20 protein-coding genes are annotated in these 24,387 nt (G+C 66.6%); 12 read left to right on the plus strand and 8 right to left on the minus strand.

Annotated elements, in window-relative coordinates:
* The first annotated feature begins 70 nt into the window (after nucleotides 1-70).
* Both AC5P5X_RS17525 and AC5P5X_RS17530 read left to right on the plus strand, forming a co-directional pair.
* Nucleotides 71-2,245, plus strand: coding sequence for a glycoside hydrolase family 3 N-terminal domain-containing protein (locus tag AC5P5X_RS17525; RefSeq protein ID WP_111117858.1), 2,175 nt, complete (start codon nucleotides 71-73; stop codon nucleotides 2,243-2,245).
* A gap of 130 nt (nucleotides 2,246-2,375) precedes the next feature.
* Entirely contained in the window at nucleotides 2,376-2,921 is a 546-nt protein-coding gene (locus tag AC5P5X_RS17530; RefSeq protein WP_111117857.1) for a hypothetical protein, read from the plus strand.
* A 64-nt stretch (nucleotides 2,922-2,985) separates the two neighbouring features.
* On the opposite strand, the gene AC5P5X_RS17535 is transcribed toward AC5P5X_RS17530, so the two are convergent.
* Nucleotides 2,986-4,155, minus strand: coding sequence for a PQQ-dependent sugar dehydrogenase (locus AC5P5X_RS17535; RefSeq protein ID WP_043035504.1), 1,170 nt, complete (start codon nucleotides 4,153-4,155; stop codon nucleotides 2,986-2,988).
* A 168-nt stretch (nucleotides 4,156-4,323) separates the two neighbouring features.
* On the opposite strand from AC5P5X_RS17535, the gene yiaA reads away from it, so the two are divergent.
* Nucleotides 4,324-4,776, plus strand: a complete 453-nt coding sequence (gene yiaA / locus AC5P5X_RS17540) for an inner membrane protein YiaA (protein WP_005407812.1) — start codon at nucleotides 4,324-4,326, stop codon at nucleotides 4,774-4,776.
* Nucleotides 4,777-4,863: 87 nt separating this feature from the next.
* Here yiaA and AC5P5X_RS17545 read toward each other — a convergent pair whose 3' ends face one another.
* The 6 genes from AC5P5X_RS17545 to AC5P5X_RS17570 form a co-directional block, all read right to left on the minus strand.
* The gene (locus tag AC5P5X_RS17545; RefSeq protein ID WP_005412038.1) at nucleotides 4,864-5,187 is read right to left on the minus strand and encodes a hypothetical protein; all 324 of its coding nucleotides are present in this window, start codon (nucleotides 5,185-5,187) and stop codon (nucleotides 4,864-4,866) included.
* Between the two features lie 110 nt (nucleotides 5,188-5,297).
* Nucleotides 5,298-6,599, minus strand: a complete 1,302-nt coding sequence (locus AC5P5X_RS17550; RefSeq protein ID WP_111189694.1) for an APC family permease — start codon at nucleotides 6,597-6,599, stop codon at nucleotides 5,298-5,300.
* Nucleotides 6,596-7,357 carry a L,D-transpeptidase family protein gene (locus AC5P5X_RS17555; protein WP_043035505.1) on the minus strand — a complete coding sequence of 254 codons (762 nt, stop codon included), beginning with the start codon at nucleotides 7,355-7,357 and terminating at the stop codon, nucleotides 6,596-6,598. Before AC5P5X_RS17555 ends, AC5P5X_RS17550 begins: the two co-directional genes overlap by 4 nt.
* A 15-nt stretch (nucleotides 7,358-7,372) precedes the next feature.
* Nucleotides 7,373-8,221, minus strand: coding sequence for a MurR/RpiR family transcriptional regulator (locus AC5P5X_RS17560; RefSeq protein WP_005407816.1), 849 nt, complete (start codon nucleotides 8,219-8,221; stop codon nucleotides 7,373-7,375).
* 520 nt (nucleotides 8,222-8,741) lie between these two features.
* Complete coding sequence (locus AC5P5X_RS17565) at nucleotides 8,742-9,836, minus strand: dipeptide epimerase (RefSeq protein ID WP_111189101.1); 1,095 nt, start codon at nucleotides 9,834-9,836, stop codon at nucleotides 8,742-8,744.
* The gene (locus tag AC5P5X_RS17570) at nucleotides 9,837-11,273 is read right to left on the minus strand and encodes a C40 family peptidase (RefSeq protein ID WP_111189100.1); all 1,437 of its coding nucleotides are present in this window, start codon (nucleotides 11,271-11,273) and stop codon (nucleotides 9,837-9,839) included.
* A gap of 132 nt (nucleotides 11,274-11,405) precedes the next feature.
* Here AC5P5X_RS17570 and AC5P5X_RS17575 point away from each other — a divergent pair, with 132 nt between their 5' ends.
* The 9 genes from AC5P5X_RS17575 to hglS all read left to right on the plus strand — a co-directional run bounded on the left by AC5P5X_RS17575 (nucleotide 11,406) and on the right by hglS (nucleotide 22,514).
* On the plus strand, nucleotides 11,406-12,878 hold the full coding sequence (locus tag AC5P5X_RS17575) for a transglutaminase-like domain-containing protein (RefSeq protein ID WP_049460875.1): 1,473 nt from the start codon (nucleotides 11,406-11,408) through the stop codon (nucleotides 12,876-12,878).
* Nucleotides 12,879-12,929: 51 nt separating this feature from the next.
* Nucleotides 12,930-15,953, plus strand: coding sequence for a TonB-dependent receptor (locus AC5P5X_RS17580; protein WP_099479115.1), 3,024 nt, complete (start codon nucleotides 12,930-12,932; stop codon nucleotides 15,951-15,953).
* Nucleotides 15,954-16,008: 55 nt separating this feature from the next.
* Complete coding sequence (locus tag AC5P5X_RS17585; RefSeq protein ID WP_111189099.1) at nucleotides 16,009-17,562, plus strand: serine hydrolase domain-containing protein; 1,554 nt, start codon at nucleotides 16,009-16,011, stop codon at nucleotides 17,560-17,562.
* Nucleotides 17,495-18,208 (plus strand): M15 family metallopeptidase, encoded by a 714-nt coding sequence (locus AC5P5X_RS17590; protein WP_087803659.1) that lies wholly within the window; start codon nucleotides 17,495-17,497, stop codon nucleotides 18,206-18,208. The genes AC5P5X_RS17585 and AC5P5X_RS17590 overlap by 68 nt, the downstream gene beginning before the upstream one ends.
* 398 nt (nucleotides 18,209-18,606) lie before the next feature.
* Complete coding sequence (locus tag AC5P5X_RS17595; protein ID WP_012478956.1) at nucleotides 18,607-18,978, plus strand: hypothetical protein; 372 nt, start codon at nucleotides 18,607-18,609, stop codon at nucleotides 18,976-18,978.
* Nucleotides 18,979-19,210: 232 nt separating this feature from the next.
* Entirely contained in the window at nucleotides 19,211-19,627 is a 417-nt protein-coding gene (locus AC5P5X_RS17600) for an EF-hand domain-containing protein (protein WP_049418551.1), read from the plus strand.
* A gap of 84 nt (nucleotides 19,628-19,711) precedes the next feature.
* Nucleotides 19,712-20,464 carry an HAD family hydrolase gene (locus AC5P5X_RS17605; RefSeq protein ID WP_012478958.1) on the plus strand — a complete coding sequence of 251 codons (753 nt, stop codon included), beginning with the start codon at nucleotides 19,712-19,714 and terminating at the stop codon, nucleotides 20,462-20,464.
* 31 nt (nucleotides 20,465-20,495) lie between these two features.
* Nucleotides 20,496-20,984 (plus strand): hypothetical protein, encoded by a 489-nt coding sequence (locus AC5P5X_RS17610; RefSeq protein ID WP_111189098.1) that lies wholly within the window; start codon nucleotides 20,496-20,498, stop codon nucleotides 20,982-20,984.
* Between the two features lie 165 nt (nucleotides 20,985-21,149).
* Complete coding sequence (hglS, locus tag AC5P5X_RS17615) at nucleotides 21,150-22,514, plus strand: 2-oxoadipate dioxygenase/decarboxylase HglS (protein WP_111189097.1); 1,365 nt, start codon at nucleotides 21,150-21,152, stop codon at nucleotides 22,512-22,514.
* A 173-nt stretch (nucleotides 22,515-22,687) separates the two neighbouring features.
* On the opposite strand, the gene scpC is transcribed toward hglS, so the two are convergent.
* The gene (gene scpC, locus AC5P5X_RS17620; RefSeq protein WP_005407828.1) at nucleotides 22,688-24,202 is read right to left on the minus strand and encodes a succinyl-CoA:acetate CoA-transferase ScpC; all 1,515 of its coding nucleotides are present in this window, start codon (nucleotides 24,200-24,202) and stop codon (nucleotides 22,688-22,690) included.
* Between the last annotated feature and the right edge of the window lie 185 nt (nucleotides 24,203-24,387).

The raw sequence follows: 24,387 nt of genomic DNA on the forward strand, positions 1-24,387 counted from the left end.
AAACCCCTCGCCAAATCGTCCGGGATCGCTAGAATGCCGGGTTTGTAAACGTTTTCATCAAGGACTGCCGGTGGCCTCCGATCGCATCGAATCCCTCATTGCCCAGATGACCGTCGAGGAAAAGGTCGGCCAGCTGGGTGTCTTCGCGGACATGGTCCGCCCGTTCGCCCCGGACGTGAACCCGGAAGCCAACGTGCGCAATGCCGACCAGGTGCTGCAGCAGGTGCGCGAGGGCAAGGTCGGCTCGCTGTTCAATGGTGTGGGCGCCGAACTGGGCCGCCGGATCCAGCAGGTCGCCACCGAAGAGAGCCGTCTGGGCATCCCGGTGATCCTGGCGGCCGACGTCATCCACGGCATGCGCACCGTGTTCCCGATTCCGCTGGGCGAGGCCGCCAGCTTCGAGCCGGCGCTGGCCGAGCGCACCGCGCGCGCCACCGCCATCGAGGCCACCGCTGCCGGCCTGCACTGGACCTATGCCCCGGCCGTGGACATCGCCCGCGACCAGCGCTGGGGCCGTGGCGCCGAAGGTGCCGGTGAGGACGTGGTGCTGGGCTGTGCCTTTGCCGCCGCCCGCGTGCGCGGCTTCCAGGGCAGCGACCTGCGCGCCGCCGATTCGCTGCTGGCCACGCCGAAGCACTTCGCCGCCTATGGCGCGGTGATGGCCGGCATGGAATACAACATGGTGGACATCTCGCCGCAGACCCTGCGCGACGTGCACCTGCCACCGTTCAAGGCCGCCTTCGACGCCGGCGCGATCACCGTGATGTCCTCGTTCAACGACATCAATGGCGTGCCGGCCAGTGCCAACGCCGAACTGCTGACCGACATCCTGCGCGGTGAATGGAAGTTCCCGGGCGTGGTGATCTCCGACTACACCGCCGATATGGAACTGGTCGCGCACGGCTATGCCGCCGACGACCGCGATGCCACCGCCAAGGCGTTCACCGCCGGCCTGGACCTGAGCATGCAGAGCGGCTTCTACGCCGAGCACCTGCCGGGCCTGGTCGAGAGCGGCGAGGTGCCGATGGCGGTGCTGGATGAGGGCGTGCGCCGCATCCTGTGGCTGAAGGAAACCATCGGCCTGTTCGACGACCCGTACCGTTCGCTGGACCCGGCGCGCGAAGCCGATACCTCGTACCTCGCCGCGCATGACGAACTGTCGCGCGATGCCGCGCGCCGTTCGATCGTGCTGCTGAACAACCGTGACAACGTGCTGCCGCTGCAGAAGATCGGGCAGAAGATCGCGCTGATCGGCCCGTTCGTGCAGGACCGCGAGAACATTGAAGGCTGCTGGACCCTGTTCGGCGACAAGCAGCGTTACGTGGACCTGGAAACCGGCGTGCGCGCCGCCATCGGCGATGAAGCGCTGCTGGAGATCGTGCCGGGCTGCGAACTGGAAACTGCCATTCCGGGCGGCACCGAAGCAGCGGTGGCTGCCGCGCTGCGCGCCGACGTGGTGGTGCTGGCGCTGGGCGAACCGCAGCGCTACAGCGGTGAAGCGCAGTCGCGCGTGGAGATCACCCTGCCGCCGGCACAGCAGGCACTGGCCGAGGCGGTGGCGATGACCGGCAAGCCGCTGGTGGTGCTGCTGCGCAACGGCCGTGCGCTGGCATTGCAGGGCGCGGTGCGCAACGCGCACGCGGTGGCGGTCACCTGGTACCTGGGCACGCAGACCGGCCATGCCGTGGCTGATGTGCTGTTCGGCGACTACAGCCCGTCCGGCCGCCTGCCGGTCAGCTTCCCGCAGGTGTCCGGCCAGCAGCCGTACTTCTACAACCACCCGCGCACCGGCCGCCCGGAACTGCCGACCATGTCGGAGTTCAAGGCTCGCTGGCGCGAGATCCCGAACGAGCCGCTGTACCCGTTCGGCCACGGCATCGGCTACACCACCTTCGCCTACGGCGTGCCGCAGCTGAGTGCGGCGCAGCTCGGCTGGGACGACACCCTGACCATCACCACCACGCTGACCAATACCGGCGACGTGGCCGGCGAGGAAGTGGTGCAGCTGTACATCCACGACCGCGTGGCCAGCCGCGTGCGTCCGGTGCGTGAACTGAAGGACTTCCGCAAGGTGGCACTGCAGCCAGGCGAGTCGACCGACGTGGTGTTCACCCTCACCCGCGAGCAACTGGCCTTCACCGGCCGTGACGGCGTGCTGCGTGCCGAACCGGGCCACTTCGACCTGTGGGTCTGCGCGTCCTCGGCGGCCGGCGAAGCCGTGCAGTTCGAGCTGCTGAAGGCCTGATCGAAGAAAAAGGGGACGGAGGGGATTAAGTCGTTTGTGCCACTAACGACTTAATCCCCTCCGTCCCCTTTTTGTTGTCCTCACCGCGGCGGCGCTACCATCGGGCTCCCTGTTTCGATGGAGTGCGCGCATGCGCCGGATGGCTTGTCTGATTCCCGCCCTGATGCTGGCCGCCTGTTCGCAGCCGGCGGCACCGCCGGCCGAGCCTGCGGCGGATGCACCGCCGCCGATGGAGGCCAGCGCCCCGGCAACGCCTGCGGCATCTGCCACTGAACCCGCTGCTTCGGCACCGGCCGCGCCCGCAGCGGAAGCGCCCGCCGAAGACGCACGCGCGCGCATCGAAACGCTGCTTGGCGATGAGGCGCAGTTCGAGAAGGTCTTCAATGCGTTCAAGGCCGCCGTGGTTGGCGGCGATCGCGCTGCGGTGGTCGAGGAAGTGCGCTTTCCATTGAACGTCGGTAGCGGAAAGAAGATCACCGGCCCCGGTGAGTTCCAGCGCAACTACGAAAAGATCATCACTCCGGCGGTAGTCAAGGCGGTGACCGAACAGGACTTCGGCAAGGTGTTCGTCAACCAGCAGGGCGTGATGATCGGTGACGGGCAGGTGTGGTTGAACGGGCAGTGCCTGGACAAGGCCTGCACGAAGACCGAGGTGAAGGTCATCACCATCCAATGAACGCAGACGGCCCCGCTCGCGGGGCCGTTGCGGACAAACGTGCCGGCCAGCGGCCGGCACTACCTCAGGTGCTCGGGGTGAGCTTCAGCAGGCGCGCCTTGCTGCCGTCTTCCAGCAGCCACAGGGCGCCATCCGGGCCCTGTTCCACTTCGCGGATGCGCTCGCCCATGTTGAAGCGTTCGGCTTCGCGCGCGCTGTCGCCGTCGAAGGCCACGCGCACCAGCGAGGTGGAGGACAGGCCGCCGATGAAGCCGCTGCCCTTCCACTGCGGGAACAGGTTGCCGCTGTAGATCACGAAGCCGGCCGGCGAGATCACCGGCGTCCAGGTCACCTTCGGCGCGGCGAATTCCGGGCGGGTGCTGTGGTCGGGAATCGGCCGGCCGTCGTAATGGTCACCATTGGAAACGATCGGGTAGCCGTAGTTGGCGCCGCGCACGATCAGGTTCAGTTCGTCACCGCCGGCCGGGCCCATCTCGTGTGCCCACAGCTTGCCGTTGGCATCGAAGGCCATGCCGAGGATGTTGCGGTGGCCCAGTGACCACACCTGCGCGGCCACGCCGCCCTGCGAGGCGAATGGGTTGTCGGCGGGCAGGCTGCCATCATCGTTGAGGCGGATGATCTTGCCGAGGTTGCCGCCCATGTCCTGCGCCGGATCGAACTTCTGGCGCTCGCTGGAGCTGATCCACAGCTTGCCGTCCGGGCCGAAAGCAAGGCGATGGCCGTAGTGGCCTTCACCACTCACCTTCGGGCTCTGTCGCCAGATCACCTTCAGGTCCTTCAGCTGGCCGGCACCGTTGGCATCCAGCGCCAGCGTGGCACGGGCCACGGCAGCGCCGCGGGTGTCCAGCGTGCCTTCCTCGGCATAGCTGAGGTAGATCACGTGGTTGCTCGCGAATTGCGGGTGCAGGATCACGTCACCGAAGCCGCCCTGGCCGCCGTAAGCGACCTTCGGAACGCCGGTGATCTCATGCTTCTGGCCGCTGGCCAGGTCCAGGTGCTGCAGCTTGCCGCGCTTTTCAGTGACCAGCAGGCTGCCGTCCGGCAGGAAGGTCATCGCCCACGGCTGGTCGAACCGGCTGATTTCGGTGGCGGTGAACGGGCGCTGGTCGGCAGTGGTGGAGGCTGCGGGCGCTGCGGTCTGGGCGCCGTTGGCGGCCGGGTCGGCGGCATTGCAGGCGGAGGTGGCAAGGATCGGCACCAGGCCGAGGGCGAGCAGCAGGGGCGTGCGGGTCATGGGTATCTCCAGTGCGGGGATGCGGATGGCCGGGCTGTCCCTTGTATACCACCGGCGCCGTGAGCGTCGTGGCCCGAAGGTCCTGCGACCCCTGTGCGAGCGCGGCGGGATCGTCTAGGGTGGGCACGCCCGGGCAAAGCGTGCCCGTCTGCCTGCCAAGGATCTGCAATGAACACTGCCATGCCCCACAAGCCCTCCACCGCCTTCATCGCCGCCTCATGGGTGGCCCTGCTGCTGGGTGCGGCGGCCTACCTGATCGGTCTGTTCAACGCCACGATGGCGCTCAACGAAAAGGGCTACTACCTGACCCTGCTGCTGTTCGGCCTGTTCGCGGCGGTGTCGCTGCAGAAGAGCGTGCGTGACCGCGTCGAGGGCATTCCGGTGAGTGGCCTGTACTACGCGCTGTGCTGGTTCGCACTGCTGTCGGCGTTGATGCTGCTGCTGGTTGGCCTGTGGAATGCCACGCTGGCACCGAGCGAGAAGGGCTTCTACGGCATGGCGTATGCACTGTCGCTGTTCGGCGCGGTGGCGGTGCAGAAGAACACCCGCGACCTGATCGCCGCCGGTGGCGGTGAGAGCAAGCGCAGCGCGGTCGTGCCGCCGCTGCCGGAACAGGAGTGAATGTGTAGAGCCGGGCCCATGCTCGGCTGTCCTGCGGCGTTTGTTGAGTCGAGCCGAGCGTAGGCTCGGCCCGACAAAAGCGTGGCGCTATCGCTTCAACAGCGGATCCGCCTGCTGCGCGTCCTCCCAGCCACGGCGCACGGCATTGCGTGCCTGCGCCCATTCCAGCCGGCTGCGGCCACGCTCGCTGGCCCAGCGCGACTCCAGTTCAGCTTCGACCTGTTCGTAGGCGCGGATCATGTCCTGCGCACGCGCGGCATGGCCGATGCGGTAGGCCGGTTCATAGTCCTCGAAGAACAGCTGGTCGTCGTAGTACGGTTCGGCGGTGTAGCGTTCGCGCCAGTAGTTGCTGACCGCATCGCGCGGCGTGCTGTCGTCCGGTACGCGGCCGGGGATCTGGTACTCGGTCATGGAAGGCTCCGTTGTGGACGAAGCCTGATCCTGCCTGCGTGGCGGTTAACGGCCCGGTCCGGCTGCGTGATCACCAGATCAATCCGCCGGGCATGGCCCGGCGCTATCGATCATCCGGCGTCGGCATCTTTTCGCGGCAGCTTGTAGATCACCGCGCCGATGGCGAACGCCACCAGCGCAGCAGCGATGTTCTGCCAGCTGGCACTGGCGAACAGCGCCAGGCACAGCAGCAGCGCCAGTACCGGAATCAGCGGGCCACCCGGCAGTTTCAGTGCGCCCGGCCGGTCCGCATAGCGCTTGGCCAGCACCAGTACCGCAGCGGCCGTTCCGATGTAGGCGAACAGGCGCGTGGTCATCGACAGCAGGGCCAGCTGCACGAACGAACCGGACAGGGCCAGGCCCAGCGCGATCAGGCCTTGGCACAGGATCGACGCGGCCGGCGTGTGGAAGCGCGGATGCACCTGCGCCAGGATCTTCGGCCCATAGCCATCGCGGGCCAGTGCGAACAGGAAGCGTGGGCCCATCATCATCGTGTTGCTGTTGGTGCCGAGGATGGAGATGGTCGCGCCTACGGTGAGGATCAGCGCCAGTGCTTCGCCGCCGAAGCCGGCAGCGGCATCGGCCAGCGGCGTGGCCGAGCTGGCCAGGCCGGCCAGCGTGCCCTGTGCCACCACCTGCACCGCGCCGTAGATGACGGTGACGGTGATGATCATGGTGATCAGCGCGAACGGAATATCGCGACGCGGATTACGGTACTCGCCGGCGGCGGCCGGGATGTTCTCGAAGCCGGCATAGGCGTACAGCAGCAGCAACGCGGCCTCGCCCATGCGCTGCAGGTCGTGCGGGTCGGGGCGCTGGCCGGAGAAGGCCAGCTGCGGGTCGATGTAGAACGCGCCGATGGCCACGAACAGCAGCAGCGGCAACATCTTGCCGATCACCAGCACCACGCCGGTACGCGCGGCCGAGCGCACGCCGATGATGTTGACGCCGGTCAGGAAGCCCAGCGACACCACGATCACCGCGATGCGCCCCATGCCGGCACCGGCCCACGGCCAGAAACGCGCGACGGCATCGGCCAGCGCGTTGCTGAGTGCGGCCGCCGAGCTGATGCGGGTCAGCCAGATCATCCAGCCGATCTCGAACCCGGCGAAGCGCCCGAACGCCTCGCGTGCATACAGGTAGCTGCCACCGGGCTCGTCGAAGTAGCTGGCGGCCTGCGCGTAGCACAGCACCAGCAGCGCCACGACGATACCGGCGGCGACCACGCCCCACAGGCTGAAGGGGCCGAGCAGGGCGACGGTGGCGGCCGGCAGCAGGTAGATGCCGCTGCCGATCACATCGTTGATCGACAGGCCGACGATCTGCCAGCGGCTGACCGCGCGCTGCAGCTGCGGTTCGTCCTGCACGCTCAACGGGCGTCTCCACGCAGTGCGGGCAGTTGCCACTGGGCCTGCAGGCGCGTGTACTCGGCGCGCGGCAGCAGCACGAAGCGCGGCGCATCCTGCGGCCGCAACCAGTCCAGCAGGGCCTGCATGCGGGCCTGCGGCATGGCGGTGCAGCCGGCCGTGGCCTCACCGGGTTGGCGCCACAGATGGGCGAAGATGCAGCTGCCCTTGCCGGGCTGGTTGTCCGGGTTGTGGGCGATCACGAAGCCCTCCTGGTAACGCACGTCGCCCTTGTTGTGCAGATCCAGCCGCATCGGCTCGGTGGAGCCTTCCACAGCTGCCTTGCCGACCTTCTTCGCGTCGACGATGCGGTTATAGAACGGCGACGCCGGCACATCCATGCAGTAGCTGCTGTCGAGCATCGGCTGGTAGGGCATGGCGGTGCCGGGGCGGGTGACGGCATAGCCGAACGCGCTGCCGAGCGCGAACACGCCTGCCGGGCTGCGGCCATCGCCTTCCTGCTTCTGCGGGCCATCGGCCTGCGCCGGGTGCAGGCCCAGGCCCCAGGCGCTGCCGGTGCGGCCCAGTGCCACCGGGAACGCCTCTCCATGTGCATGCCAGCCCTTGCCATCACGCACATAGGCCTGCAGCTGGCCCTGTGTGCTGTCCCAGCTTTCGCTGGTGACCACGATCAGCTGGCGCGCACCCTGCAGCGGCGCAGCGTGGACGGATACCGCCGCGGCAAGCAGCAGTGCAGCGGTAGCGAGACGGACCAGCGATTTCATCAACAGGTGCTCCGGTCAGGAATCCAGCAGGTGGTCGATCCGCTCCAGGTTCACCGCCAGCTGCTGCTGGCGGTCCGGATTGGTGTGGCAGAGCAGCACGAACAGGAAATCGAGCAGGGCGTGCATGGCGCTACGGTACAGCAGCTGCGCGACCTGCGGCGTGCGCTCGTGCGCACACACCACCAGCGCTGCGTCAGCATGCGCGCGCAGCGGGTTGGCGGTATGGCGGGTGATGGAAATCACCTTGCCACCCATGTCCTGGAACTGGCGCGACAGCTGCGAAAGCTGCGGCAGGTTGCCGAATTCGGAGAACACCAGCAGCGCATCGCCGGGGCGCGCGGCCGACAGGTTGGCCAGCATCAGGATCGGGTCGGTATGCGGCACCACCAGCAGGCCGAGCAGCGACAGCCGCATGGCGAACTCGCGGGCATACAGGCCGTCGTCACCCAGGCCGTACACGAACAGCTTGGGCGCGCCGTCGAGCAGCTGCACGATGCGCTCGATTTCCTCGCGTGGGTTGGCCTGGCGGGTTTCCTCCTCGGCCTGCGCCTTGCTGCGGCGCAGGGTGTCGCCCAGGCGCAGGTAGTCGTCGCCGCTGTCGGGTTCGCTGGGGGCCTGCTGCGGATCGGCGCCAGCACGGGCGACATCCTGGCCGATGGAGTACTTAAGGTCCGGGTAGCCCTTGAAGCCAAGCTTCTGGCTGAACTTCACCACGCTGGACTGGCTGATGCCCAGCGCGCTGGCCAGCTGCTGGGACGAGTAGTCGCGCAGCAGGTGGGCGTTGTCGAGGATGAAGTCAGCGATGCGGCGCTCGATGGCCGACATCTGCCCGCGCTCGGAACGGATCTTCAGCAGGGGCGGCATGCGGGGCGTCCGGACATGGATAGGCGCGTTGCGGTTGGCAGCGTAGAGCAGATTACGTGGTGGCTCGGGCGGGCGGGGTTTGCGGGGGACGCCGCAAGTACGTCCGTGTAGGCTTGGCCGCCGCATCCATGCGGCGGACACCCCCGCAAGCCCCGCCCGCCCGACCCCGGACAGATCGCGCGCGTGCCAGCCGCGAAGAGGATACGAGGTAGAGCAGAAGCAGGAGCATCCACGCGTGGCGTGGATCTACCCGGAGCTGTCGTTGAGTCCGCCTTCAAGCGAGCCGAGCACCGCAGGTCCGGCGAGGGCGAAGAGGCGCGGGTGTCTGAGCGCAGCGAGTTCCGCGCCGTCCCCCGGCGGACCGAGGAGCGCAGGGCACCGACGTGCGCAGCACGTCGGCTCGCGGCCGGCGGAGCGTTTCTTTTGGTTACTTTTCTTTTCGCGAAAAGAAAAGTAACGCCCGACCAAGCGTCAGTCACCCGTGGCCGCTGTAGAGTCGAGCCATGCTCGACTGTGCGGTTCAACCCAGCATCTCCAGCCCACGCACCTCAGTAATGCCCAGCCCCGGTACGTCGCTGATGCTGATCTCCGATTCGTTGAAATGCACGCCGCCGCTAACCGGGTCGAACTGGCCCAGCGAGGGACCGTCGAGGTCAACCTTGGTGATCACATCACTCTTGGCCACGGCCAGGTGCACGGCGGCAGCCACGCTGATGCTCGACTCGATCATGCAGCCGATCATGCACGGCACGCCGTAGATGCCGGCGGTGTCGGCGATGCGGATCGCGTTGGACAGGCCGCCGGTCTTCATCAGCTTGATGTTGATGATGTCGGCCGCGCGCTGCTGGATCAGGTCCATCACCTGGCTGGGGCTGAACACGCTTTCATCGGCCATCACCGGCGTGTTGACGCGATCGGTGACGTACTTCAGCCCGCTGATATCGGCGGCTTTCACCGGCTGCTCCAGCAGCTCCAGTACCACGCCGGCCTCTTCCAGCGTACGCATCGCATGCACCGCCTGCTTGGCGGTCCAGCCCTGGTTGGCATCCAGTCGCAGCAGGGCGCGGCCTTCCACGGCGGCATGGATCGCCTTGACCCGTTCGATGTCCAGGCCGATGTCCTTGCCGACCTTGATCTTCAGCGACTCGAAGCCGCGTTCGATCGCCGAAAGCGAATCGGCCACCATCTTGTCGATGTAGTCCACGCTGATGGTGATGTCGGTGGTGATCACCGGGTCGCCACCACCGAGCATCTGGTACAGCGGCGCACCGTGCAGCTGCGCCCACAGGTCGTACAGCGCGATCTCCACCGCTGCCTTGGCGCTGGTGTTGCGCTCCATCGCGGTCTGCACCAGCGTGCACAGACGGTTGAGGTTGACCACGTCCTGGCCGATCAGGCGCGGGGCGATGAAGTGGCGGATCGCTTCGATGATCGAGCCGTGCGTATCGCCGGTGATCACCGCGGTGGCCGGGGCTTCACCGTAACCGGTGTTGCCGGTGTCGGTGCGGATCAGTACGACCACGTCTTCCACGGTTTCCACCGTGCGCAGGGCAGTCTTGAACGGCGTCTTCAGCGGCACGCGCAGCATGCCCAGTTCGATGGCAGTGATCTTCATTCAGGGGGTCTTGGCCCGCAGGCGCTGGATGTTGGTGATGCGGTCGATGTAGCGGACGGTATCGCTGGCCATCATCGGCTCCAGCGGCGTGACCGAAACACCATTGAGATGGGCCTGCACACGTCTGCCATCGGCACCGAACCAGCTGCCGCCCGCCGTATCGTGGATCACCCAGGTGCGGCCGTCGACGTGGCCAATGGCCATCATCACGTGGCCGGGGATGTAGACCAGGTCGCCGACCTGTAGTTCGGTGACCGCACGGTCGCGCGCGGCCTTGCCGACCTTGTCGGTGAACGGCAGGCGATCCAGTGCCGGGCTGACCGCCTGTGCACTGGTATTGCGCGGCAGCAGCACGCCGAAGCTGCGGTAGATCTCGGAGACGAACCCGCTGCAGTCACGGGTGTCGTAGTCATGGCCCCAGCCGTAGCGTTCGCCCAGGAACTTGAAGGCCTGCTGCAGCAGCAGGCGCGGGGTCAGTGGCAGGTAGTCGGCGGCGGTGTCCTGCGAGCGCGGCAGCAGCGCCGGTACGAGCTTCAGACGCCCATCGGCCTCGCGCACCGGCAACTGCACCACCCACGAGGCATGCGCCTGCTGGCCGTTCACCGGCTCTGACGCAGGCCAGTCGGCCAGCACCGGCAGGCGCACGCCCATGTCCAGCTGCAGGCGCGATACGCGCGGTTCCTCCGGGGTGTAGACGGTCTGCGCGGTGGCGCCGGTGACAATGCGGTACGGGCCCTTCGCGCCGTAGCCGAGCACCGTGGCCTTGTCGCCGCTGGCGATGGCATCGGCTTCGATCCACGCGCTGTAGCGCTCGCTGTGCACGAACAGCCAGCGGCCGTCGGCACTGCGGTGAACCACCGCGACCTTGTCGCCGGGGAACAGCGCCGATTCCTGGAAGCGGTCGATGTCGGTATCACCGGTGGTGCTGAAGACGCGCTCGCGGGTGGGGAAGGTACGCAGTGCCGCGCGCTTCACCACCAGCCCGTAGGCCGGTGCCACCTGGGCAGGAATCGCATCGAGGCCGAGGTTGGCTTCGATGCCGCTGCGCAGCGCGGGGGCGATGGCCTGGCCCGTCTCATTGAACAGTGCACGCGTGGGCCAGCTGGACAGCGCGCTGATGCTGGCACGCACCGTCGCCGCATCAAGCTGGGCGGGCAGTGTGGCGATGTCCTGGATATGGCTGTCCTGCGCACGCATCCGCGCGTTCTGCGCCTCGATCTGTGTGCGATCCAGAATCGGCGCATCAGCGTTGTCCAGGCGCGCGGCCCAGTACTGCGGGGTGAGGTAGGCCTCGTGCAGGCCGATCACATAGGGCAGCGGCGCACCCGGGTCGGGCGGCGGTGCCGCCTGTGCAAAGGCCGGTGCGGCCAGCAGGCACAGGGCCAGGGTCAACCGGCGCGGCCAACGCCGGTGCGGTTCGCGGGAAGCCAGGCTCATGCGGTGCACACCCTCCTCGAATGCCTGTTGGAATATTTATTCCTTTTGGCATCGAAAGCAAGAATAAATTATTGACCGGCATCCCGGCCCGTGTTACACAGCCGTTACCACCCGCGCTGGGGAAGTGTCGCTGTGGATCCTGCCGTTCGCAAACCGCGTCTGCCTGCTGCTGCCGGCCTGTGTGCCGCGCTGCTGCTGTGGGCGTCGGCCACGCAGGCGGCAGACGGGCGCAGCAGCCAGCAGCGGGCGCGCGAAACGCAGGTGATCGACCTGATCGACAGCGGCCGCTTCAGCGACGCCGATGCGCTGCTGGCGACCGGGAGCGATGCTGCCGAAGGCGCGTTCCAGCGTGAGCGCATGCGCCGCATCCGCCAGGATTTTTCCCTCGACGAAACCGCCGCCAAGGCGGCCGTGCGCCGCTGGATTCCCGACCTGACCGACGAGGAGTTCGCGCGGTGGGATCAACTCGGCCTGATCGAGCATCTCGATATCGATGGTACGCGTTGGTATTTCAAGCGCGCACCGTCGAACCTGTTCCTGCTCAGTGACGAAGCACGCGCACGCCGCCGCGCGGATGCACCGATGTCACCGCCGGGCCCGAACGAAGTGCTCAACGCGCACCACGCGCGCGTGCTTGCCGCAGCCGAACAGAGTGGCCAGGCGTCCGTACTGCCGCAGCGCATTGAGTTCACCCAGTCGCTCACGGTGAAAGCCGATGCCGTCCCGGCGGGTGAAACCGTACGCGCCTGGATTCCATACCCGCGCGAGATCCCGGGCCAGCAGGAACAGGTGCAGTGGCTGGGCAGCGCCCCGGGCAAGGCACGGGTGGCACCGGCCAGTACCCTGCAGCGCACCGCCTACCTGGAAGCCAAAGCCGTAGCCGGCAAGCCGACCCGGTTCGAGATCCGCTATGCGGTAACGGTCTTCGCGCGACACACCGCGATCGATCCTGCGAAGGTGCAGGCCACCCCGAATGATCCCGCATTGAAGCCCTATCTGGCCGAGCAGCTGCCGCATGTGCGTTTCACCCCGGCGCTGAAGCTGTTCTCCGAGCAGGTGCTGCAGGGCGAGACGCGCCCCTATGAAGTGGTGCGCAAGCTGTTTGCCGCCGTGGACCGCATTCCATGGGCCGGTGCGCGCGAATACTCGACGCTCAGCAACATCAGTGATCATGCGCTGCGCGCCGGCCATGCGGATTGCGGGCAGCAGACCCTGCTGCTGATCGCGCTGCTGCGCATGAACGGCATTCCTGCGCGCTGGCAGTCGGGCATGGTGTTCTCCAGCGACGGCAGCGGCTACAACAACCTGCATGACTGGGGACAGGTCTACCTGGCGCCATACGGCTGGCTGCCGATGGACGTGACCACCGGCGCGCTTGCCAGCGATGTGCCGGCACTGCGCGATTTCTATCTGGGTGGCCTCGACGGCTACCGCATTGCTTTCAACGACGATTTCGGCCAGCCCTTCGTGCCGGCCAAGCAGCACTTCCGCTCGGAAACGGTCGACTCGCAGCGCGGCGAGGCCGAGTGGGCAGGCGGCAACCTGTACTTCGACCAATGGAGCTACGACTTCCAGTGGCGGGTACTGCCAGCCAGGCAACGCTAGCGCGACACATCGCATTCCACACCATTCAATTCTTGCAGGAGAGAGCAGGGGATGAAGGCTTACAGCATCAAGCGGGCGGCGTTGTGCGTCGCCCTCGGGGCGTGTCTGGGCGTAGTGCTGCCCGGCATCGCGATGGCACAGAACGTGAGCGGTGCAGTCGCCGGCCGTGCAACCGCCGGTGACCAGGTGACCGTGGTCAGCAGCAGCACCGGCCTGACCCGTACCGTCACCGTAGGCGCCGATGGCAGCTACCGCCTCGGCCAGCTGCCGGTGGGCGACTACCAGCTGCAGCTCAGCCGCGATGACCAGAAGCTGGGCGACCAGGTATCGGTGAGCGTTGCCGTCGGCGGTACCACCACGGTCAACCTGGGCAGCGGCGGCGGTGTCACCAACCTGGATGCACTGCAGGTAGTTGGCACCCGCGTGGTCAACCGCGTGGATGTGTACTCCACCGAAACCTCGTTCAACATCAACCGCCAGGAGATCTCGCGGCTGCCGGTAGCGCAGGACCTGTCCGCGGTCGCGCTGATGGCGCCGGGCGTGGTCGGCGGCAACTCGTCATTCGGAGGCCTGTCGTTCGCCGGTTCATCGGTGGCCGAGAATGCGGTCTTCATCAACGGCCTGAATGTCACCGACATGTATACCCGTCGTGGCTTCAGCACCGCGCCGTTCGCCTTCTTCAAGGAATTCCAGGTCAAGACCGGTGGCTACTCGGTCGAGTTCGGCCGCTCCACCGGTGGCGTGATCAATGCAGTGACCCGTTCGGGCAGCAACGAGTTCGAAGGCGGCATTGAAGTCACCGCCGAGCCCAGTGCGTGGCGCGCCAGTGGCGGCGATCATTTCCACCGCGACGGCACCCCGCATTCCTACGGAAGCCGCGACAACAACTCCTTCCTGAAGACCAACGTCTGGGGTTCGGGGCCGATCGTCAAGGACAAGCTGTTCCTGTTCGCGATGTACGAGGACCGCAGCGACAAGGGCCACAACACCTCGTCCGATGGCAGTACCTGGTTCAAGAACGACTCCGGCAACGGCTTCTGGGGTACCAAGCTGGACTGGAACATCAACGACAACCACAGCCTGGCGCTGCTGGCGTTCTCCGACGAGGGCGATGTCACCAACGCGTCGTACGGCTACAACTGGAATGCGGACCGGATCGGTTCCTGGGGCGGCGACTCGGTCACCGAGACCGGCGGCCGCAACTGGTCGGCCACCTACACCGGCCACTTCGGCCAGAATTTCACCGCGCGCGCCATGGTCGGCCAGAACAAGCAGCGTGCCTTCACCAACTCGTCGCTGGACCAGGCCTGCAGCCCGGTGTTCACCGACAGCACCTACGGCCCGCGGCTGGGCAAGCTGCAGGGGCTGCGCGCGGGCTGCCACCCGACCGGCGCGGCGGTGGCCGAGCGCGATGACACCCGCGATGTCGCGCGCCTGGATTTCGAATGGCAGCTCGGTGATCACCTGCTGCGCTTCGGTGTCGACCGCGAACTGATGACCACCAAGCAGTCCACCCGTTACCCAGGGCCGACCGAGCTGAGCTACACCGCCTACGTGGCGCGCCCCGGCGATGAAGTGTGGGATGGCGCAAACGCCTACGTACCGGCTGGCGTCACCGAGATGCTGCGCGCTCGCAACCGCCGCTCCGGCGGCACCTTCGAGACCGAGGCCAATGCCTTCTATCTGGAAGACATCTGGAACATCACCCCGAACCTGATGCTGAACCTCGGCGTGCGCTGGGACCGCTTCGAGAACCGCACCGCCGCCGGCAAGGCGTTCATCAAGATGGACGACCTGATCGCGCCACGCGTCGGCTTCTCGTGGGACATGCGCGGTGATGGCAGCACCAAGCTGTTCGGCAACGCCGGCCGCTACTACCTGCCGGTCACCAACAACATCAACGTGAACTTCGCCGGTGGCCTGACCGACGAATACAGCTATTACGTGCTGAACGGCTGGGAGCAGAAAACCTCGCCGACCGGTTCGCCGTACATGGCACCGATCGTCGGCCAGCAGATCGGGCCCACCGACACCCGCATGAACACCGGCGGTGCCGACCTGCGCCAGAGCGTGGACCGCGACCTGAAGGCGGTCTACCAGGACGAATACATCCTGGGCTTCCAGAACATGATCAACCAGGCCTGGTCGTGGGGCGTCAATGCCACCTACCGGCGCATGACCCGCGCGCTGGATGACATCCGCATCAATTACACCCCGTGCGGCCCGACCCCCAGCACGCTGTGGCCGATCGCCAACCCGGGCGAGAGCCTGACGATCTGGGGCGACAAGAGCATCGGTTGCGCCAACGAAGGCTGGATCACCATCGACACCGCCAACAGCGGCTATCGAAAGGGCGGCAGTGGCGAGGTGATCGGTTACTCCAAGCCCAAGCGCACCTACAAGGCGCTGGAGTTCCAGATCGACCGCGCCTGGGACGAGAAGTGGATGTTCAACGCGTCCTACCTGTGGTCGAAGAGCGAGGGCAACTTCGAAGGCCCGGTGAACTCCGATACCAACTACGGCGACACCGGCATGGTGCAGTTCTGGGACCACCCGGCCACCAATGAACGCTATGGTGTTCTGTTCAACGATTTCCGCCATCAGTTCAAGCTGCGTGCCGCGTATGCGCTGAACAAGCAGTGGTCGTTCGGCACCACGCTGCAGGTGCAGTCCGGTGGCCCGATCACCGCCTACGGCGTGATGTGGCCGAACGACTCCATCGCCGGTGGCAGCACGTCCAGTGAAGGCAGTGGTGGTGGCACCGGTTGGCTGTGCGTGGCCAACTGTTCGGGCCCGTACAACCAGCGCCAGTTCGAGTACAGCCCGCGCGGCGCGTTTGGTCGCCTGCCGTGGACCTGGACCATGGGCGCCAACGTGACCTGGCGCCTGCCGGTGGAGGGCATCGACCTCAGCGCCCGGTTGTCGGTGTACAACCTGTTCAACAACCAGAAGACCATCAACGTGCACCAGCGCTACGAGGCGCAGCCCGGCCAGTATCGCGAGGCGACGTTCGCTACCGGTACGCGCTGGCAGGCCCCGCGCTACACCCAGCTGGTGGTGACCTGGAACTTCTGAGGCCACGATCCGCGCCTTCCACCGTGACGGCGCGGGCAATGGAGGGGCTGACCGCATGCACCACCTGCTGATCCTCGCGGCGGCACTGGCCGCAGCGTCCGCTTCGTCGGTCGACAGTGCAGCCATCGATGCCGACATCGCGACCGTGGTCCGGGCCGAGCATCTGCCCGGGCTGGCGCTGGCGGTGGTCGAGAATGGGCAGGTTGTCCATCGCCACGCGGCCGGCGCGCGCGGTGACGGCGGCCGCATCGACGAGGACACGCTGTTCAAGATCGCCTCCAACAGCAAGGCGATGACCGCTGCGCTGCTGGCGCGGTTGGTGCAGCAGGGCACGCTGCGCTGGGATGATCCGGTGCAGCGGCATCTGCCGGGCTTCCGCATGCACGATGCGTGGGTGGGCGAGCAGATGCAGGTGCGCGACCTGCTGATCCACAACAATGGCCTTGGCCTGGGCGCCGGTGACCTGATGCTGTGGCCGGAGCCGAACGCGTTCACCCGTGCCGACATCATTGCGGGGCTGGCGCACCTGAAACCGGTCAGCAGCTTCCGCAGCCACTATGCCTACGACAACCTGATGTATGTGGTGGCCGGCGAGGTGGCGGCGGCAGCGGGTGGCAAGCCGTATGACCAGCTGATGCGCGAGCAGGTGTTCGAACCACTGGGCATGACGCGCTGCCAGGTGGGTGCGTGGTCGGTGAGACACGTGGGCAACGTGGCACAGCCGCATGCCTGGCGTGGTGAACGCAACGAGGTGGTGAACGCCGATGCTGCAATCAGTCCGGACCTGCCCTCGATGGCGGCGGGTGGCATTCGTTGTTCGCTGCGCGACATGACACGCTGGATGCAGGTACTGCTCGATCCCGCGCTGGTGCCGGACTGGCTGGGCAGCGAGCAGCGGCGCACGCTGTGGACCCTGCACATGCCGATGCCGTTGGGTGAACGCCAGCGGCGCTGGGACAACGCGCATTTCTACGGTTATGGATATGGCTGGCGGGTGTCGGACATGGACGGGCAGTGGAAGGTGGCGCATACCGGCACGTTGTCGGGCATGTACTCGTCGCTGGCATTGCTTCCTGACCGCAGGGTCGGCGTGGTGATGCTGATCAACGGCGAAGGCGAGGATGCACGCACGGCGCTGATGCAGGCCACTCTGAAGCGCTTCACCGCACCAGACGATGCGCGCCCTGCGATGGAGTACCTGGCCGAACTGAAGGCTGACCGGGCAGCGCAGGCAGCATCTGGCCATCAACGGCCAGCAACCACCGCCGCACAGCCGGCACGCGGCAATGACCTGCCGCATTGGCAGGGCCGCTACTCCGACCCTTGGCTGGGCCCGGCTTCGCTGTGCCCGGGCAAGGATGGCCTGCGCTTCAGCGTGGACAAGTCGCCCAGGCTGCAAGCGGCCGTGCTGCAACTGCAGGGGCGCTGGCTGCTGCGCTGGGATACGCTGGGTGACGAGGCGCAGGCGTGGCTGCAGCCGGGCCAGGGCCCGGCGCCGACACTGGACCTGCGCGCCATCGATCCTGACATCGACTTCAGCTATGACTTCCAGGACCTGCATTTCACTCGTACTGGCGACTGCCCTGGCGGCGACCGCCAACGCCGCTGAGCCACCGCGCGTTTCGCCGGCCACTGATGCGGCCAGCGCCGGATTGGTGGAGATCCGCACGTTGTCGCCAGGCATCGACATGGACATCCGATACGCCAATGCCAACAACTTCACCGGCGCGCGCGTGCCCGGCTATGAGGCGCCATCCTGCTACCTGCTGGCGCCCGTGGCGAAAGCGCTGGCGCAGGTAGAACAGGATCTGCGCGCGCAGGGCTTTGGCCTGCGCCTCTACGACTGCTACCGGCCGGTGCGCTCGGTGCAGGCCTTCATGGCCTGGGTGAACGATCCGCGCGAACTCTCGCGCAAGGCACAGCAGTACCCGGACCTGGACAAGCCACGGCTGCTTGCCGACGGCTACATCGCCGAGCGTTCTGGCCATAGTCGTGGCGCCACGGTTGATCTTGGCCTGCTGGATTGCCGCACTGGCGCCTGCACGCCGCTGGACATGGGCACCGACTTCGATTTCTTTGGCCCGCGCGCGCATACCCGGACGAGCGGGCTGAGCACTGTGCAGCAGGCGAACCGCCAGCAGCTGGTGCAGGCGATGGCGCGCCGTGGCTTCGTCAACTATCCGCAGGAGTGGTGGCACTACACCCTGCAGCCCGAACCGGATCCCGGCACCGCGTACGACGTCCCGGTACGGTAGGGGTATCGGCAGGGCTGCGCCCTGCACCCGCGGTAGTGCCGGCCGCTGGCCGGCAACATCAGACGCAACAGCAACAGCGTGCATTCCGTGGGATGGCTTGGCGGTGCCGGAGTGCGGGGACGCCGTAAATCCGTCCATGGAGGCTTGGCAGCCGCATCCATGCGGCTGACACCCCGCACTCCGGCACCGCCCAGCCTCTGACAGTTTCCCGCGCGGTCCGTTGTAGAGCCGAGTCCATGCTCGGCTGCTCTTTGTTCGTCGGCTGCTTCTTGTTCAATCGTCGAGATACTCGATCTCGATGGAGATTCATCCACGCATGGCATGGATCTACTGTGGCTACCGGATTGGGTCCGGGGTAGATCCCTTACACTGGCCGCCTCTTCATCCCTGCCCACCCGATGAACCTTCCCCTGCACTTCGGCCTGCTCGGTACCCTGGAAGCCGGCGCCATCGCCCTGCTGGTCGGGCTGCTGGTGTACTTCCTGTGGTCGCAGCTGTGCCGGCTCCTGCACTGGACCGCGGGTCACGCGATCGGGTGGTCCTGTGTCATCGCCGTGATCATCTCCGCCGGCATCGATGCATGGAAGCTGTTCTACATGGGCATCGTGCGGCTGGAGTCGCCGCTGTACGCGCGCCTGTTCCTGGCCACCATCCACGATCCGAACGAACTCGGCAGCCGCGTGGTGCTGGAAATCGCCGGTGCGCTCGCCGGTGTTGCGCTGGGGTGGGTGTTGTTCAGTTCGCGGTCATCGGAAAAAACCGTCGACTGACGCAGGTTTTTCGTTGGTTGCCGGTTAAATCCGGCAGCGCTGAATGCGCATCTTATGAGCTGCTCACTTGCTGCTAACCACCGTGCTAATGCATGCGCGGGGGCGAGTGGTTAATGGTGCGTGTTGACGCCGGTCGCGGGGCAAAATCGATTCAGAAACGGGGTGGCAGGGTAGGTGCCGTGCGGAGACAACACGCCGCGCAACACCACCCAATTGGCAGGAGACACCCCTGATGACTATTCGCAACCGCAAGCCCCTGATCGCCCTGATCGTCGCCGCTGGCAGCGTGCTGGCCATTCCGGCGATGGCCCAGTCGGCCAAGCAGCAGGCGGCGCATGCGCAGAACGAGGCCGCACAGGCCCAGCAGGCGGCTGCACAGGCCGGCCAGGCCGCCGACCAGGCGACCGACGCTGCCGCAGCCGCATCGGCGCAGGCCAACGGCGGTGGCCAGACCTGGGCCAGCATCGATACCGATGGCAACGGCACCATCAGCAAGACCGAGGCGCAGGTGAACGCGGGCCTGGCCCAGGTGTTCGACCAGGCTGATACCAACAAGGACGGCGAGCTGAGCGCCGATGAGTACAAGGCCTATGTGGCCGCCCAGCAGGCCGGCGCCGGCGGCGCAGCGCAGGGTGCGCAGGGCAGGTAAGACCTGTATCGGGGCGTATGGGAACCCGGGCGGCTTCGGCCGCCCGGGTTTTTTTCGTCACCACGGCCCCTGTATCCTTGCGCGATGAACACCTCCACGCCTGCGCCGTCGCGCGCCATCGGCCTGGTCGGTTTTGACGGTGACGATACGCTGTGGAAGAGCGAGGACTACTACCGCAAGGCCGAGCAGGACTACCTTGACCTGCTGTCGCGCTACGTCGACGTGCACGACACCCAGACTGCGCGCCACCTGCTGGAAGTGCAGCAGCGCCACCTGGGCACCTTCGGCTACGGCGTGAAGAGCATGACGCTGTCGATGATCGAAGCGGCCATCGACATCACCGGGCAGCGCATCGAAGCGAAGGACATCCAGCGCATCCTGGATATCGGCCACGACACCCTGCGCCACCCGGTCGAACTGATCGACGGTGTGCGCGAAGCGGTGGCGGCCATCGCCGAGCACTACCCGGTGGTGCTGATCACCAAGGGCGACCTGTTCCACCAGGAAGCGAAGATCAAGGTCGCCAACCTGGGCGAGCTGTTCCCGCGCATCGAGATCGTCTCGGAGAAGGACCCGGAAACCTACGCCCGCGTGCTGGCCGAATTCGACCTGCCCATGCAGCGCTTCGTGATGGTCGGCAACTCGCTGCGTTCGGACATCGAGCCGGTGGTTACCCTGGGAGGCTGGGGCGTGCATACCCCGTACGCAGTGACCTGGGCCCACGAGACCCAGCACGGCGTCGCCGATGATGAACCGCGCATGGTCACCGCCGACACCGCCCACGACTGGCCGGCCGCACTGGCGGCGATCGAAGCCAAGGCCGCTGCGGCGGCCTGACAGGGCCCGGCGGCTGCGGCAGAATCGGGGCATGAATTACCGACTGCGCGTGTTGCTGTTGTCCCTGCTGCTGGCGCCGGCCACCGTGCTGGCCCAGCAGACCGCCGAGCGTTCGGCTGCGTATGAGGTGGCAACCGGCGACAGCTGGGTTGATGCCCAGCTGCAGGACATCAACCATTACGCCGAACGCTACCCGGATGCCTTTCTCGATGAGGTATCGCGCTATGCCGATGTGCCCCGTGGCTACATCAGCGCGCTGTTCACCACCCATGGCTGGCAGGCCGGGGACATCTACTTCGCCTGCTTCTGGGCCAAGGCCAGCGGCCAGACCTGCCGCGACAGCGTGCGCGCCTTCAGCCAGGACCCGGACGGCGGCTGGGAAGCGGTGGTGAAGCGGATGTCCACCAAGCCGGACAACCTGCATTACCGGGCCGTGCGCCACGCCATCGTGGCCAGCTACCAGCACTGGGACCGGCCGATCACCCTGGATGCCACCCTGAAGCGCCAGTTGAAGCGGTAGTGCCGGCCGCTGGCCGGCAACCTGGGGATACCCGCTCGCAGCGGATGCCGGCCAGCGGCCGGCACTACCGATCTGTTTCATGTTGCTCTGCATATCGCCGCCGCCCCGCGCTCCGGCGACAATACGGGTCCGAGCTGTTCCCCCGTTCCCGTAATCGAGTGACTGATGAGCGCCTCTTTGGTTTCGCCTGATGTGATCCGCCGCCTGTTCGCACAGGCCATGTCCCGCATGTACCGCACCGAAGTGCCGCTGTACGGCACGCTGGTGGAACTGGTGGAGCGGATCAACGCGCAGGTGCTGGCGCAGGACCCCGCTCTGGCCGCGCAGTTGCAGCGCAACGACGAGCGCGCGCGCCTGGATGAAGAACGCCACGGCGCGATCCGCGTCGGCACCGTGCAGGAACTGGCGACGCTGCGCCGCCTGTTCGCCGTGATGGGCATGTACCCGGTCGGCTACTACGACCTGTCGGTCGCGGGCGTGCCGGTGCATTCCACCGCGTTCCGCCCGCTCACCGGCGCCGCGCTGGCGCAGAATCCGTTCCGCGTGTTCACCTCGCTGCTGCGCCTGGAGCTGATCGAAGACGAAGCGCTGCGTGCCGAGTCCGCGCGCATCCTCGAAGGCCGCCGCATCTTCACCGAGGGCGCGCTGGCGCTGATCGACCAGGCCGAGCGTGACGGCGGCCTGTCGCAGGCCGATGCCGAACGCTTCGTCGACGAAGCGCTGGAAACCTTCCGCTGGCACGGCGATGCCACCGTCGACCTGCCGACCTACCACGCGCTGCACAACGCGCATCGCCTGGTGGCCGACGTGGTCAGCTTCCGTGGCCCGCACATCAACCACCTGACCCCGCGTACGCTGGACATCGACGCTGCGCAGGCGGCGATGATCGAACACGGCATGGCGGCCAAGGCGGTGATCGAGGGCCCGCCGCGCCGCGCCTGCCCGATCCTGCTGCGCCAGACCAGCTTCAAGGCACTGGAAGAGGCCGTGCATTTCCCGGGCGGCGAAGGCGGCGATGCCGGCACCCATACCGCGCGCTTCGGCGAGATCGAACAGCGCGGCCTTGCGCTCACCCCGAAGGGCCGCGCGCTGTACGACCAGCTGCTGTCGCAGGCACGCGATGCCGGTGGCGAAGGCAGTACCGTTGGCGACTACGGCCAGCGCCTGCAGGCGGTGTTCGCCAGCTTCCCGGATGACCATGACACGCTGCGCCAGGAAGGACTGGGCTACTACCGTTACCAGCTGACCGACGCCGGCCGTGCCGCGCCCGAGCGCGTGGCGGATCTGCCGGCCGAAGTGCTGGTGGCCGCCGGCCTGGCCACGGCCGATCCGATCGTCTACGAGGATTTCCTGCCGGTCAGTGCCGCGGGCATCTTCCAGTCGAACCTGGGTGGTGAAGAACAGCGCGCCTATGCCGCACATGCCAACCGCGAGGCCTTCGAGCAGGCGCTGGGCGTGGCGGTGAATGACGAGTTCGAGATCTACGAGCGGCTGCAGGCTGAGTCGCTGGCGGCGCTGCGCACCGCGTGAAGGTAGAGCCGGCCGCTGGCCGGCTGTTGGGGAAGCCGGCCAGCGGCCGGCACTACCCGATTCCGTAGCTGGGGTCAGAGCCCTTTCCTGTAGAAAGGGATCCGACCCCAACGTTGCGCATGATCGGGGTCAGATCCCTTTTCGGCAGAAAAGGGCTCTGACCCCCAACGCAATCAGCCCTTCATCGTTCCGGTATCCAGCCAACGCTGGTGCCACGACAGCGCTTCCGGCAGCAGGTGCGGGGTGTGCTTGCCGTAGCTCTCGCGGCTGGCGCGGTCGAAGTAATCCTGCAGCTGCGGACGGAAATCCGGATGCGCGCAGTTGTCGATCAGCACCTGCGCGCGCTTGCGCGGGGTCAGGCCACGCAGGTCGGCCAGGCCCTGTTCGGTGACGATCACCGACACGTCGTGCTCGGTGTGGTCGACATGGCTGGCCATCGGCACGATCGCCGAAATGGTGCCGTTCTTCGCGGTGGACGGGCTCAGGAACGCCGACAGGAAACCGTTGCGGGCGAAGTCACCGGAACCGCCGATGCCGTTCATGATCCGCGTGCCCATCACGTGCGTCGAATTGACGTTGCCGTAGATGTCCACCTCGATCATGCCGTTCATGCCGATGCAGCCCAGGCGGCGCACCAGTTCCGGATGGTTGGAGATTTCCTGCGTGCGCATGATGATGCGCTCGCGGTAGAAATCGATGTTCTCCTTGAACGTCTCGTTGGCCTGCGGGCTCAGCGCGAAGCCGGTGCACGAAGCGTAGCTCAGCACGCCATCACGCAGCAGGTCGAGCATGCCGTCCTGGATCACTTCGGTGAACGCGGCTAGGTCGCGGAAACCGCTCTTGGCCAGGCCGGCCAGCACCGCATTGGGAATGTTGCCCACGCCCGACTGCAGCGGCAGCAGGTTCGGCGGCAGGCGGCCCTTCTTCACCTCATGCTTGAGGAACTCGATCAGGTGCGAAGCGATCTGCTCGCTGGTCGCATCGATCGGGCTGAACGGGCTGTTGCGGTCCGGGCCGTTGGTGCGCACCACGGCCACGATCTTGTCCGGGTCGCAGCGCAGTGCGGTGTCGCCGATGCGGTCGTTGGCGTTCACCAGCGGAATCGGCTTGCGGTGCGGCGGCAGCGCGGTGCCGTAGTAAATGTCATGCATGCCGTCGACGCCGGCCGGCTGCCATTCGTTGACCTCGACGATCACCTTCTTCGCCAGGTCCAGCCAGGTCTTGTTGTTGCCGACCGAGGTGGAAGGCACCAGCGAGCCGTCCTCGCGGATGGCCGAGACTTCGATCACGGCGGTATCGATCTCGCCGTAGAAGCCGAACCACACGTGCTGGGCAACGTGGCTGAGGTGGATGTCGATGTAGTCCAGCTTGCCCTCGTTGATGCGGTTGCGCGCATCCGGGTCGCTCTGGAACGGCATGCGCATGGCGATGCCATCGGCCTTGGCCAGCGCGCCATCGAGTTCCGGCGCGGTGGAGGCGCCGGTCATCAGCTTGATCTGGAAAGGGTTGCCCTGGGCATGCACCGCTTCGATGCGGCGGGCCAGTTCGACGGGAACGGCCTTGGGATACCCGGAGCCGGTAAAGCCGCTCATGGCCACGGTTTCACCGGGCTGGATCAGCGCGGCTGCGGCCTCTGCGGAGACCACGCGGTCACGGAGACGCGCGTTGGCGATGCGATCAACAGACATGACGACACGTGTTGCTGGGGGGAATTCCGATTATCGGCCATCCTCATCCGTACGGGGGGTTCTACCTTCGTGGAATGGCTTTTCCCCAGGGGCTCACCCAAACCCGTCGGTTTTGTTTTGCAGTGCAGCGTGCAAAGTGCTTTCGCAGCCCGCACGATGGCCCTGCATCCCGACGTGGGGGAGGG

The organism is Stenotrophomonas sp. YJH_SMC_91 (assembly GCF_059368495.1).